13 protein-coding genes are annotated in these 13,019 nt (G+C 44.3%); all 13 read left to right on the top strand.

What is annotated here, in order from left to right:
* Positions 1-24: 24 nt before the first annotated feature.
* Positions 25-1,080 carry a biotin synthase BioB gene (gene bioB, locus E0D70_RS08130; protein WP_133011773.1) on the top strand — a complete coding sequence of 352 codons (1,056 nt, stop codon included), beginning with the start codon at positions 25-27 and terminating at the stop codon, positions 1,078-1,080.
* The gene (gene bioF / locus E0D70_RS08125) at positions 1,064-2,242 is read left to right on the top strand and encodes an 8-amino-7-oxononanoate synthase (protein WP_133011772.1); all 1,179 of its coding nucleotides are present in this window, start codon (positions 1,064-1,066) and stop codon (positions 2,240-2,242) included. Before bioB ends, bioF begins: the two co-directional genes overlap by 17 nt.
* Before the next feature lie 11 nt (positions 2,243-2,253).
* Positions 2,254-3,051 (top strand): alpha/beta fold hydrolase, encoded by a 798-nt coding sequence (locus E0D70_RS08120; protein ID WP_133011771.1) that lies wholly within the window; start codon positions 2,254-2,256, stop codon positions 3,049-3,051.
* Positions 3,038-3,874, top strand: coding sequence for a malonyl-ACP O-methyltransferase BioC (gene bioC, locus E0D70_RS08115; protein ID WP_133011770.1), 837 nt, complete (start codon positions 3,038-3,040; stop codon positions 3,872-3,874). Before E0D70_RS08120 ends, bioC begins: the two co-directional genes overlap by 14 nt.
* Before the next feature lie 3 nt (positions 3,875-3,877).
* Positions 3,878-4,573, top strand: a complete 696-nt coding sequence (gene bioD, locus E0D70_RS08110) for a dethiobiotin synthase (protein WP_133011769.1) — start codon at positions 3,878-3,880, stop codon at positions 4,571-4,573.
* A 113-nt stretch (positions 4,574-4,686) separates the two neighbouring features.
* The gene (locus E0D70_RS08105) at positions 4,687-5,169 is read left to right on the top strand and encodes a helix-turn-helix domain-containing protein (RefSeq protein WP_133011768.1); all 483 of its coding nucleotides are present in this window, start codon (positions 4,687-4,689) and stop codon (positions 5,167-5,169) included.
* Complete coding sequence (locus tag E0D70_RS08100) at positions 5,169-6,323, top strand: sensor histidine kinase (protein ID WP_133011767.1); 1,155 nt, start codon at positions 5,169-5,171, stop codon at positions 6,321-6,323. The genes E0D70_RS08105 and E0D70_RS08100 overlap by 1 nt, the downstream gene beginning before the upstream one ends.
* Before the next feature lies 1 nt (position 6,324).
* Positions 6,325-7,674, top strand: coding sequence for a sigma-54-dependent transcriptional regulator (locus E0D70_RS08095; RefSeq protein ID WP_133011766.1), 1,350 nt, complete (start codon positions 6,325-6,327; stop codon positions 7,672-7,674).
* A 67-nt stretch (positions 7,675-7,741) separates the two neighbouring features.
* Complete coding sequence (fliE, locus tag E0D70_RS08090) at positions 7,742-8,104, top strand: flagellar hook-basal body complex protein FliE (RefSeq protein WP_133011765.1); 363 nt, start codon at positions 7,742-7,744, stop codon at positions 8,102-8,104.
* Between the two features lie 27 nt (positions 8,105-8,131).
* Positions 8,132-9,811: a flagellar basal-body MS-ring/collar protein FliF gene (gene fliF, locus E0D70_RS08085; protein ID WP_133011764.1), complete on the top strand. Its 1,680-nt coding sequence runs from the start codon at positions 8,132-8,134 to the stop codon at positions 9,809-9,811.
* Positions 9,812-10,822: a flagellar motor switch protein FliG gene (gene fliG / locus E0D70_RS08080; RefSeq protein ID WP_133011763.1), complete on the top strand. Its 1,011-nt coding sequence runs from the start codon at positions 9,812-9,814 to the stop codon at positions 10,820-10,822.
* Positions 10,823-10,829: 7 nt separating this feature from the next.
* The gene (locus E0D70_RS08075) at positions 10,830-11,633 is read left to right on the top strand and encodes a FliH/SctL family protein (RefSeq protein WP_133011762.1); all 804 of its coding nucleotides are present in this window, start codon (positions 10,830-10,832) and stop codon (positions 11,631-11,633) included.
* A gap of 11 nt (positions 11,634-11,644) precedes the next feature.
* Positions 11,645-12,976 (top strand): flagellar protein export ATPase FliI, encoded by a 1,332-nt coding sequence (fliI, locus tag E0D70_RS08070; protein ID WP_133011761.1) that lies wholly within the window; start codon positions 11,645-11,647, stop codon positions 12,974-12,976.
* Positions 12,977-13,019: the final 43 nt, after the last annotated feature.

Here is a 13,019-nt window from a genome sequence, read left to right as displayed (position 1 = left end):
CTTGACACTATTTTTGAGGCCACCATGTCTGCTACTAACACTAATGAGCCGCGTTTCGATTGGACGCACGCTGAAATACAGGCACTTTTTGATTTGCCTTTTACAGATTTATTATTTCGTGCGCAGACAGTGCATCGCGAAAACTTTACGCCTAACGAAGTACAGGTTAGTACACTTCTTTCTATTAAAACGGGTGCATGCCCCGAGGACTGCAAATATTGCCCTCAGAGTGGACATTACAATACTGAGTTAGAAAAAGAAAAACTCATGGAAGTGCAAAAAGTCCTTGAAGAGGCGGCACTGGCGAAAGGAAAGGGCGCAGGCCGTTTTTGTATGGGCGCGGCGTGGAAGCACCCATCAGAAAAAGACTTTCCTTATGTGTTGGAAATGATTAAGGGCGTAAAGTCACTTGGATTAGAGTCTTGCGTTACTTTAGGTACGCTAAACGACGAGCAAGCGGCACGTTTATCTGAAGCGGGTTTGGATTATTACAACCATAACCTAGACACCTCAGCTGAATTTTATGACAGCATCATCACGACTCGTACTTATCAAGACCGTTTAGATACTTTGTCACGAGTACGTGATTCAGGCATTAAGCTTTGTTGTGGCGGTATTGTTGGGATGGGTGAAGAGCAAAAAGATCGCGTCGGTTTACTTCGTCAATTAGCGCTTATGACGCCTCATCCTGAAAGTGTACCGATTAATATGTTGGTTAAAGTGGCGGGTACGCCGTTAGAAAACGTAGATGATTTGGATGAGTTTGAATTTATTCGCTCTATTGCTGTGGCTCGTATCGTAATGCCAAAATCTCATGTGCGTTTGTCTGCCGGTCGTCAAAGCATGAGCGAGCAAACACAAGCACTTTGCTTCTTAGCGGGTGCTAACTCGATTTTCTATGGTGAAAAACTGCTCACCACGAGCAATCCTGAAGCCAGTAAAGATATGCTGTTGTTTGCTAAGCTGGGAATCAAACCAGAGCAGCGTGAAGAACATTCAGATGATGCGGTTGCAGAAGCAATAGCAGCCCAAGTGGTTAAACAGGAAGAGTCAAAACTCTTCTATGAAGCGAATGTCTAACAACCCACTATGGCTTGAGGCGGCGCTCGATGAGCGCCGCCAGCAATCATTATTGCGTCAGGTCATTACATTAGATGGTCCGCAAACACCGAATGCGTCTTTTCATCATCGTCAATATAAAGCCTTTTGTTCTAATGATTATCTTGGCTTAGCCAATCATCCTGCGTTAATTCGTGCTCTGAGTGATTCTGCCCAGCAATATGGTGTGGGTGGCGGTTCTTCTCATCTTGTTTGTGGTCATTTGGCCCCTCATCAGGAGTTGGAAGAAGCGCTCGCGCAGTGGTTAGGTTATGAGCGAGTGATGCTTTTTAGCACGGGTTATATGGCGAATTTAGGTGTTATTTCAGCGTTAGCCGCTAAAGATCGACCTGTTGTGCAAGATAAGCTTAATCATGCCTCTTTGCTGGATGGCGCGGCCTTAGCTCAAGCGCCATTACGCCGTTATTTGCATGGGGATGTGGCAAGTGCGGGTAAATTACTCAGTAAACTGACGCCTGGTTTACTGGTGACAGATGGTATTTTTAGCATGGATGGTGATTTAGCCCCTCTAGCTGAGTTGTCGCAATTGGCCGCTGATCATAAATGGCTTTTTATGGTGGATGATGCCCATGGTTTGGGCTGCATCGGCGACAATGGTCGTGGCAGCTTAGAGTTAGAAGGTTTAAATGCTGAGTCACTGCCTATTCTGGTGGGAACATTTGGTAAGGCGTTTGGTACGTCTGGTGCGTTTGTCGCGACAAACCATGCGATTGCTGATTATTTAACTCAGTTTGCACGTCCTTATATTTATACAACCGCGATGTCTCCTGCTATTGCGGGGGCAACATTAAGTGCGCTTAAGCTGATTCAATCCGCAGAAGGGCAAGAGCGTCGAGAGAAATTAGCACGGCATATCCATTATTTTCGTCACCGTATATCACAACTTCCTGTTAAGCTGATGTTATCAAATACCGCAATTCAGCCTATCGTCATTGGAGATAGCAGTGCTGCCATTAAGGTGAGCGATGCGTTAAAATCTCTTGGTATATGGTGTACAGCAATTCGTCCACCTACGGTACCAATCGGTAGCGCTCGTTTGCGTATCACTCTTAGCGCTTCTCATACAGAAGAGGATTTGGTTTTTCTGTGCGATTCGCTAGAGTGTGTTTTAACGTCTTTGTAGTGGAGGGAAATATGCACGTAAACATCGAAACAGAAGCGCTTGGTGATCCAAGTCATTCGGCTATTTTTATGGTATCCGGTTGGGCGATGCCAAAAGAAGTGATGAAGCCTTTGGCTAAACGTCTCAGTGAGCGTTTCTATGTTGTTATCGCTAATTTACCAGGGATCTCTCTAGATGATCAGCGTAGAGCGCGAGTTCGCATTGAGCCAAATTATGATATCGATGCTTTATCTGAACGTTTGATTGCCGCCGCTCCAAAGGATTGCTGGTGGATTGGTTGGTCTTTAGGCGGCATGGTGTCGACTTATGTCGCTGCGCGACGTTCTAGTTGTGTAAAAGGTTTGATTACGATATCGGCAGCGCCTAGTTTTATCCAGCGAGAAGATTGGCCTGAAGGCATGGCTCCTATGGTCTTTGATGAGTTTTCTCAGCTTGTTAGTGAGTCGCCTGAGCAAGGCATGAAACGATTTTTAATGTTGCAGGTGAAAGGCGCGCGACATGAGCGCCCATTAATGAAACAGTTGCAGGCTTTGCTGCCTAAACAGCTTCATAAAAACGCGTTAGTCGGTGGGTTGCGGTTATTGAGATCATTAGATGTACGTCGTGAAGATTCGCTTTTGGATCTTCCTAATTTACATATTCTGGGGCAGAACGATTGTTTAGTTGTGCTAACATTTTTAGCAACGCAAACCAATGTTAATCCGTTTCAAGAGGTTATTGTTGTGCCTGACTGTGCGCATCAACCTTTTTTAGAAGAAGAGGACGTTTGCGTTCAATACATTGAAAATTTTATAGATGCAAACACCTGATCATGAAGACTTCTTTCATTATAAACGACAAATTGCTCAAAAATTTGATCGTGCCGCACTAACTTACGATGCCTATGCCGACTTCCAGCGCCTAGTGTTGGATCGGCTCATTTGTCATCTACCTTCTTTACCTTCTGCTCGTACTGATATTGTGCTGGATGTAGGAGCGGGGACGGGGCAAGCGCTTCCCCGATTGGCGCGCCTTTTATCGCCGCGTTTGTCCATCGCTCTAGACCTATCTTCTTTGATGTTAACCAAGGCCAGTACGAACCTTGCCAAGCAAGGGGGGGATCATTCTTTTTCGTTTGTTTGTGCTGATGCTGAGGCGCTACCCTTTGCCGACAATAGTATTGATGTCATTTTTTCAAGTTTGGCGATGCAGTGGTGTTTGAATCCCAGCATGTTATTTAGTGAGCTTTATCGTGTGACAAAGCCGGGAGGGTACTTAGTTTTTTCGACTTTGTGTGAAGGTTCTATGCCGGAAATCGAAGCATCTTGGAAGGGCGTGGATCAAGTGCCACATATTAACCAATATCCTTCGTTCGATGCTTTGCTTGAGCAGGTCTCACATTGTCATTGGCAGACACATGCTGCTGAATTAGTCACTGTGCCCATGTGGTTTGAGTCGCCAGAAAGTGCTATTCATTCGTTAAAAAAAGTGGGTGCTAGCTTGGTGGTTTCAACTCAAAAAAACCAAATGTCGCCCTCTAAGTGGAAAGTCTTTATTAAACAGTATGAGCAGCTTAGGGAAAGTGCCGGTATTCCTTTGCGTTATCAAGTGGCCTTTGTTGTATTGCAAAAGCCCGTTTTAAATGGAGAGTGATCAGTGAAAAAAACGTTTTTTATTACCGCAACGGATACCGATGCGGGAAAAACCTATGTGAGTGTTGGTTTGTTAAAAGCGGCCCATCGTGCCGGCCATCGCTCGTTAGGACTGAAGCCTATTGCGGCGGGCGCTGAATTAATAAATGGTGCATTGCGTAATGATGATGCGCTGTTAATTCAGGCTGCGAGCAGTGTGCGTTTGGCTTATGAGCAAGTTAATCCAGTTGTTTTTGAACCCGCTATTGCGCCACATATTGCGTCGGCTAAAGAAAATAAGTTAATCACGGTATCGCGACTTGAAGGCTATTTGAAAGGCTCGCTTTTAACGCCTTATGATTTCGCGATTGTGGAAGGTGCCGGGGGGTGGCGAGTGCCGCTCAATGATCGTGAGTTGATCTCAGATTTAGCTAAAAACCTGGGGTTCCCTATTATTTTAGTGGTTAATATGAAGTTGGGTTGTTTAAATCACGCGGTATTAACAGCCGAAGCGATTGTTCGAGATGGGCTTAAGCTTGGCGGGTGGGTTGCTAATGGTGGGCAGGATACGATGCCTTATTATGAAGAGAACCTGCATAGTTTAACAAATATGTTATCAGCACCTTTGCTTGGTACGTTGACGTGGCATAATACGCCTTCTGAAGCAGATGTTGAGTTTGACCATATTTTTCGCAGCTTTAGTTATGCGGCAAAGGGTTGAAACCTAAGATTAAAATCGCATTATTAGATTATAAGAAGAGCGACTGACTTCTTTTTTGGCGCTATTCTTGTAGGATACGTTGCTTTTTTATATTGGGTTAGAGGGTAAAACGCGTGAAAGCTTGGTTGTGTGGATTAGATGACGAGGAGATGCTGAGCGTCTCAAGTGTGCTGACCTTTATTGGTGTTGAGCATAGTGCGTCATTCACCGCGTTTCATTTGCCTGATTTCATCGTTATCGGTCAAGCTGTTGAGTGTGCTCAACTTGACGAAATGATTCCAATTATTACATTGAGTCATTCTTTAGTTAATATTGATGATGATAAAACTGAAGACAATGTTTGGTTTTGTCCATTGCCTTGGCGTTCTCAAGATTTTTGGGCTGTACTCAAAGAAATACAACAGCGACGTTTATTGCCTCAGCCATCAGGTGTGAACTTGAATTTACATGTGCGCCATCTAGAAGCCTTATTGATCAGGCAAGCTTTGCTTTCAGCGCAAGGCGTGGTTTCACGAGCAGCGCAGAATCTACAAATACAAAGAACAACGCTGATTGAAAAAATGCGTCGATATAATATTGATAAGTCGGAGTTTTAGTGACAAAGGATGAAGAAATTGCCGAGTTAAAGGCAGCCTTTCAAGCATTTTCAGAATCTTCAGAGGTTCTTGCTAAGTCTTATTTAGACTTGCAAGAGCAGGTAGCACAACTTTCCATCCAGTTAGAAAAATCTGAGCAAGATCGTCGAGAAGAGCAAGATAAGAATCGCGTGCTTGTGCAACAATTTCAGCAGCTTTTCGAATCTATGCCAGTGGGTGTTCTGTTGTTGAGCGCAGAAGGCCTTGTGGTGATGGCTAACCCGGTTGCAGATCGCCTTTTTGAACTGCCTTTGATCGGCCGTTCTTGGGGTGAAATAGTTCCGTTAAGTTTTCGTCCGCAAAAAGACGATGGTCATGAAATTAGCATGACATCGGGGCGTCGAGTACGTGTCGAAACCGCTTCGCTTGGGGATGTACCCGGTCAGCTGCTGATTTTGGTCGATTTAACAGAGGCCTATGTCTTACAAAAGAAGCTTTCTCATCATGAAAGATTGTCTAATATGGGGAAGATGGTAGCGGCTCTTGCGCATCAGATTCGCACCCCTTTATCATCGGCTACTTTGTACGCAGGGCATTTGCAAAAGAGTGATTTATCTCCCGTTATGCGTCAGCGCTTTGCGGATAAACTGGCCAATCGCTTAGAAAATATTGAACGACAAATTAGAGATATGCTCATTTTCTCACGCAGTGATATCAAGCTGGATGAGCATGTCGACGTTGCTACTTTTTTAGAAACGCTCATTACCGATTGTCGGGATATTTGCGAGCAGAAAAATGTCAGCCTTAATATTGATGGCGATGATGTGGTTGGCTCACTGTTAATTCAGTGTAATAAAGAAGCATTAATCGGCGCTTTGTTAAATTTATTAAACAATGCAATCGATGCACAAGCGGAAGGTGGCCACGTTATATTGCAGTGGCATTGTGATAAGTCTACGTTACGTATTACATTTAAAGACCAAGGTGAAGGGATGTCTCGTGCTCAATTAGAGCATGTTCAGGAAGGGTTTGTGACGACAAAACAACATGGTACAGGGTTAGGGTTGATGGTTGTGAAAGCGGTTGCAAGAGCGCATCATGGTTTTTTTGAAATAGACAGCGAAGAGGGAGTAGGTACGATAGCAAGCCTGCAGCTTCCTCTTGTAAGGGTATAGAATGTCTGATGTGAAGTTATTAATCGTTGAAGATGATAAGGGATTGGCTGAAGCGTTAGAAGACACATTAATGTTGGCAAGCTATCAATGTAAGTTAGTGTTCAACGCCGAAGATGCAATGTTAGCACTTAAAACAAATGTGTTTGATATGGTTGTTTCCGACGTTAATTTACCCGGCATGGATGGCTATGGGTTGCTGAATCATGTTGTCGAGAATTATCCAGAATTGCCGATCATGCTAATGACTGCGTATGGTGATATTGCCCATGCGGTTGAAGCAATGAGAGATGGCGCGGTAGATTATTTGCTCAAGCCGTTTCAAGAAAAAGAACTGTTAGAAGCAATCGAAAAATACACCATAAAAAAAGTGGTGACGCATAATCATCAACCTATTGCTAAAGATCCTTCTAGTGTTGCCATGCTGGAATTGGCAAAGCGCGTTGCTGTAACCGATTCAACGGTGTTGATATGCGGTGAAAGCGGTACCGGTAAAGAGGTGCTTGCTAACTTTATTCATCAGGAATCGACTCGAAGCAATGCCCCTTTTGTTGCCATAAACTGTGCTGCTATTCCAGAGAATATGCTGGAAGCCATTTTGTTTGGTTATGAAAAAGGCGCATACACAGGTGCTGTTTCTGCGCAGGCGGGCAAATTTGAGCAAGCGAATGGCGGCACTTTACTGCTTGATGAAATTACTGAAATTGATATTGGGTTACAGGCTAAACTGCTCAGAGTATTGCAAGAGCAAGAAGTAGAGCGGCTTGGTGGGAAAAAAATAATTCAACTTGATGTGCGAATCATTGCTACAACCAACCGAGACTTAGCGGAATATGTTCGTGATGGCGGTTTTAGAGAAGATTTGTATTATCGCTTAAATGTATTTCCTCTGCGCTGGCTTCCTATTCGGGAAAGAAAAGGCGATATTCAACCTATTGCACAGCGATCGTTAGAAAAACATTCGGCGAAAATGAGAGTAGCGGGTGCTGTATTAAAGCCATCGGCGTTAAGTAAGCTGGAAGCGCATCCTTGGCCAGGCAATGTCCGTGAATTAGATAATGTTATCCAGCGCGCGCTAATTTTAAGTCCTAATGGTCAAATACACGATGACCATATCGCCTTTGATATGATGAGCGCCTCGGCAGCGAGCGACTCTATTTCTGAGGAGGAAGAAGACAGTGCCGCTTCTATTCTAGGCAAAGGTGTTCAGCAACATGAGTTTCGCATTATCGCTCAGGCTTTGATTGAAGCGAATGGTAAGCGCAAAGTCGTGGCGGATAAATTAGGCATTAGTCCAAGAACATTGCGCTATAAAATTGCAAAAATGCGTGAAAGTGGCCTTGATGTAGATTGATTTTTGTATCTTTTTTTAATCGTCTTTATGCTAAGCTGTCTAAATGTGTGTTTTATAGGTGAGTTACATGGTCACGAATAGACCAGATATTAATCAGGTGCTTTCCCAGATGAGGGAAATGAAGGCGCAAGTTCATTCGCCTAGCTCATCTATGCCTAGTATTCCTAAGATCGGTGACCAACAAGGTGATGGAAGTGCGGTTGGGCGTGCGGACTTTGCTGATATGTTAAAAAATGCTGTTGATAATGTAAATTCGTTGCAACAGGATGCGACAAAGTTGGCACAATCTTATGAGCGCGGTGACGCCGGCGTGGATTTACCTCAGGTCATGATAGGCTTGCAAAAATCGAGCATTTCATTTGAAGCTATGACGCAAGTGCGAAATAAGCTTGTAGATGCTTATGAAAAAATTATGAATATGCCAATTTAGGCATGATATATCGCTTGGCGCTTTTTAATGGATAATGTCCCAGCAGAACGATCAGAGCAAAAGCTCTATCTGGATCTTGTAACTGGCTTCAACAAGCTAACGGTTATTCGGCAGCTCGCTTTGATGGTCGGCCTTGCCGCCTCCATTGCTATTGCGTTGGCGGCTGTTTTATGGACGAGTGACCCCGATTACAAACCTGTTTTGAGCAGTATTACTAACTATAATGCGGATCAAATCGTACAGGTTCTTAACACCAATAATATTCCTTTCAAAATAGATAAAAACTCAGGTGCGCTTCTTGTCGAGTCTGATTATTACCAACAAGCTCGTCTGAAATTAGCGGGTTCTGGCATTGTCTCTGATAAGACAGTTGGTATGGAAATCATGGATAAGGATCAAGGGCTTGGCACATCTCAATTTGTGGAAAGCGCTCGTTATCGTCGCGGCTTGGAGGGTGAGTTAAGCAAAACAATTTCAAGTTTGCAGAGCGTAAAATCGGCTCGAGTACATCTTGCTATTCCTAAAGAGTCCGTTTTTGTTCGTGACACCCGCAAGCCATCAGCTTCTGTATTCCTTGAGTTGTATCCAGGACGTCGCTTAGACCATAGCCAAGTAGAAGCTATTGTTAATCTAGTTGCTTCTAGTATTTCTCAACTAAGCGATAATAATGTCACGGTTGTGGATCAGCGCGGTACCTTATTGACGGAAAAAGATCCTTCCTCTCAGTTATCGGTTGCGGGCAAGCAGTTTGATTATACTCGTCGGGTGGAAGACGTGCTCTTGCATCGAGTTAATAGTATTTTAGGGCCGGTTGTCGGTGATGGTCGCTTTAAGGCTGAAGTGTCAGCCGATGTCGATTTTACCGCAGTAGAGAAAACGGCAGAACAGTATAATCCTGATTTGTTGGCGCTTCGCAGTGAGCAGACTTTAAAAGAGAACAAAGGGGCTGGCGCAACTAATGGAGGGATTCCAGGGGCGTTAAGTAACCAACCACCTGGTGCAGTTACGGCGCCTGAGACAGTTGATGAAAATGGTGCGCCAATTGGTTCATCATCGACTAGCAAGGCAGCTAATGGGCAGTCGCGTGAAGAGACAACCCGTAATTTTGAATTAGATCGTAGTATTAGTTATACCAAAAATCAGCAGGGTACTATTCATCGCTTATCCGTGGCGGTTGTTGTTGATGACTTGGTAAGTATTAATCCTGATACCAAAGCGATAGTAAAAACGCCATGGAGTGATGAAGAATTAGGCCGATTGACCCTGTTAGTTAGGGATGCAGTAGGTTACAACCCGTCTCGTGGTGATAGTGTCAGTGTGATCAATTCACCTTTTGCTTTGCCTGAGCCAGAGGCACCAGTGGCCGTTGTACCTTTTTACAAGCAAGAGTGGTTTCTTAATCTGTTGAAACCTAGTTTAGTTGGCTTGTTTGTTTTGATTTTACTGTTGATTGTGGTTCGTCCTATTCTGAAAACACTCAGCGATCAGAATAAAATCGCGGTGGCAGAAGACACTGAAGCGGCTATTTTCTCTGATGAAACAGATGAAATATCAGACGATCAAGTCTCATTGGTGAGTGCTGAAGATGTCATGGTGCCTGGTTCGCCAGAGAAAATTGAGCGTCAAATTAATGCGATTCGCGGTTTGATTGCTGAAGAGCCAGAGCGTGTTGCTCAAGTGGTGAAACAGTGGGTAATGGAAGGTTAAATGAGTGATATTGGTCAAAACGATTTAAGCTCAATTGAGAAGGCGGCTGTTTTATTGATGTCGCTTGGCGAGTCTGATGCAGCCCAAATTCTTAAGCATATGGGGCCAAAAGAGGTTCAGCGTATTGGCCAAACCATGGCTCAGCTTTCTAATGTCCAGCGTCATCAGGTTGAAAAAGTACTGGATGATTTTCTTGTTTTAGTTGGCGATCAAACCGGGTTGGGCTTGGGGTCGGATGGTTATATTCGTAACATGCTAAAAGAAGCGTTGGGTGATGAAAAAGCCAATAGTTTGATTGACCGAATCCTACTTGGTGGAAATACAACAGGTCTGGATACGTTGAAATGGATGGAGCCTAGAGCGGTAGCAGACGTTATTCGTTATGAGCATCCTCAAATTCAAGCCATTGTTATTTCGTATCTCGATCCAGATCAAGCAGCAGGTATTCTAGCAAACTTCGATGAGCGAGTTCGTTTGGATATTGTATTGCGAGTTGCATCACTAGACACAGTACAGCCAGCGGCATTACAAGAGTTAAACGATATTCTAGAAAGACAATTCTCAGGCAATCAATCGACACAATCTACGTCAATTGGTGGCATTCGTACTGCGGCCAATATTATGAACTTTATTGATAGTACTGTTGAGTCTGAGTTAATGGAGTCGATTCGTGATGTGGATGAAGATCTTGCTAATACGATTCAGGATCTCATGTTCGTGTTTGATAACCTCATGGACGTAGATGATCGTGGGATTCAGGTTATTTTGCGTGAGGTTGAGTCTGAAACCTTGATTCTAGCGTTGAAAGGCGCAGAGCTAGAGATGCAAGAAAAAGTCTTTAAAAATATGTCATCGCGCGCAGCGGACATGTTGAAGGACGATCTTGATGCGAAAGGCCCAGTTCGTGTTAGTGAGGTTGAAGTCGCTCAAAAAGAAATTCTGGCTGTAGCCAGACGTCTTGCTGATAACGGGGAGATTGTTCTCGGCGGCGGCGGTGAGCAGATGGTTTAAATAACGAATGTCAGAAGAAGACGTAACAAAGCCAGAACGAAAATTAACAGCCTATGAACGCTGGGAATTACCTAATCTTGAAAGTAACCAAGTAACGAAAGACTCCGGCCCTGCGCTGCTGATTCAAAAAGATGTGTCAATTACCACGGAAGAAGTCGATCAAAGCAGTTTAGTTTATGAACCGTTAACCGCTTCTCAGCTTGAAGAGATTCGTGCTGCAGCTTATGACGAAGGCTTTATTCAGGGTGAAGAGGAAGGCTACAAAAAGGGCTATGAGGACGGCCTTTCTAAAGGTGAAGTTGAAGGCCTAGAAAAAGGCCATGCAGAAGGCTTTGCGCAAGGCAAAGCAGAAGGCGAAGTAGCAGCTAAAGAAGTGGCTCAAAGTCAGCTTGAACACCTAGAAAAAATATTAACGGATGTGGTAAATGAAATCACGTTACCCTTGGAAGAAAGCCGAGCGGCCGCCGAAAATATTCTTTATCAAACCATGACTCGTATTATTGAAAACGTTTGTCTTTCCCAAATGAAAGAAGAGGGGCAAAGTGTTCTTAAAACACAGCTTTCGCGAGTATTTGAAGAAATTGGTGAATATGAAGGCCGTATTAGACTGCGTTTGAATCCAAATGATATAGATGTACTAGAATCTTTGGGTGTTCGAGATCGTTTGGCGATACAAGTTGATCCAGACGACAATTTGGTTGAAGGTGGTTTTTTACTAGACTCAAAATCCTTTCATGTTGATGGTCGTGTCGAGCAGCGCTTAGAAGCAGTTTGTAACGAACTTCGTCATTTATCTACTCCAGAAGAATAAAGGTAGCAAGGGTGTCGACGATAGAAGAGCGCTTACAGAAGTTGCAAGATATCTCACCCGTGTCATTACCTCCTCAGTTAGAGGGCAAGGTTACTCGCATGGTGGGGCTGACCATGGAAGCGGTGGGGTGTGTTGTTGCCCTGGGTGACCGCTGTTTGGTACAAGTCAGAAAAGATCGTTGGGTTGAATCTGAAGTGGTTGGCTTTACTGGAAATCTGACCTACTTAATGCCAACCGAAGCCATTGATGGTATTTCTCCCGGTGCTCGGGTTCGTCCCTTATTTGAAGAAAGTGAAATGCCTGTTGGTGACGAGCTGCTTGGGCGAGTAGTCAATGGATTGGGAAAGCCTTTAGACAGTAAAGGGCCGATAAGAACGAAAGACTCCGTGAGTCTACAATGTGAAGTGATTAACCCTTTGCAGCGCCAGCCTATTCATGAGCCTCTCGATGTTGGTATTAAAGCGATTAATAGCCTGCTAACGGTTGGTAAAGGCCAGCGAATAGGTCTTTTTGCTGGTAGTGGTGTGGGCAAGAGTATGCTGCTTGGTATGATGACTCGCTTTACCGAAGCAGATGTCACTGTTGTTGGTTTGATTGGTGAGCGTGGCCGGGAAGTGAAGGAGTTTATTGAGCAAACTCTTGGCGAAGAAGGTCTTGCTCGTTCTGTCGTTGTTGCTTCTCCAGCGGATGATTCCGCATTAATGCGTTTACGTGCTGCTATGCTAGCAACTCGGATTGCTGAATATTATCGAGATCAAGGGAAGAGTGTTCTCCTTCTGATGGATTCTCTAACTCGTTATGCCCAAGCGCAGCGCGAAATTGCGTTGTCCGTTGGTGAGCCGCCAGCGACAAAAGGCTATCCACCTTCTGTGTTTTCAAAACTCCCTCAATTAGTTGAACGTGCTGGTAATGGTCGTAGCGGTAGTGGCTCTATCACAGCATTTTATACAGTACTTACGGAAGGGGATGATCAGCAAGACCCAATCGCAGATGCTGCAAGGGCTATCTTAGATGGGCACATTGTACTGTCTCGTCGCTTAGCTGAAGAGGGGCATTATCCTGCTATCGATATCGAGGCGTCCATCTCACGAGCGATGCCAAATATTGTCAGTGAGGCGCATCTCCAAGGTGCGATGCGTGTTAAACAGCTGTACTCTAAATTCCAGCAAAACCAAGATCTAATTGCCATTGGTGCTTATTCAAGAGGAAGTGATCCCGATTTGGATCAAGCTATTGTCCGAATGCCGGACATTCGTGAGTTTCTTCAGCAAGGACTGTCAGAAAAGTTCTCTCTTGAAGGCAGTTTAGAAGCACTTGTTCATGCGATGACAAAAGGAGAGTAGACCTTTGTATAGAAAAGCGTCTAGTATTCAAGTAGTTCGTATT

This window comes from Marinomonas flavescens (assembly GCF_004352835.1).
In the GTDB taxonomy this organism is placed as follows: domain Bacteria; phylum Pseudomonadota; class Gammaproteobacteria; order Pseudomonadales; family Marinomonadaceae; genus Marinomonas; species Marinomonas flavescens.
Note: the sequence above shows the minus strand (reverse complement) of the source record. Positions and strands in the feature narration are given on the sequence as shown.

Bases quoted from the DNA above. Each gene is read 5' to 3' on its own strand.
- E0D70_RS08120 (WP_133011771.1), top strand. From the start codon at position 2,254: ATGCACGTAAACATCGAAACAGAAGCGCTTGGTGATCCAAGTCATTCG.
- bioB (WP_133011773.1), top strand. From the start codon at position 25: ATGTCTGCTACTAACACTAATGAGCCGCGTTTCGATTGGACGCACGCT.
- E0D70_RS08075 (WP_133011762.1), top strand. From the start codon at position 10,830: ATGTCAGAAGAAGACGTAACAAAGCCAGAACGAAAATTAACAGCCTAT.
- E0D70_RS08095 (WP_133011766.1), top strand. From the start codon at position 6,325: ATGTCTGATGTGAAGTTATTAATCGTTGAAGATGATAAGGGATTGGCT.
- bioF (WP_133011772.1), top strand. From the start codon at position 1,064: ATGAAGCGAATGTCTAACAACCCACTATGGCTTGAGGCGGCGCTCGAT.
- bioC (WP_133011770.1), top strand. From the start codon at position 3,038: ATGCAAACACCTGATCATGAAGACTTCTTTCATTATAAACGACAAATT.
- fliE (WP_133011765.1), top strand. From the start codon at position 7,742: ATGGTCACGAATAGACCAGATATTAATCAGGTGCTTTCCCAGATGAGG.
- fliF (WP_133011764.1), top strand. From the start codon at position 8,132: ATGGATAATGTCCCAGCAGAACGATCAGAGCAAAAGCTCTATCTGGAT.
- fliG (WP_133011763.1), top strand. From the start codon at position 9,812: ATGAGTGATATTGGTCAAAACGATTTAAGCTCAATTGAGAAGGCGGCT.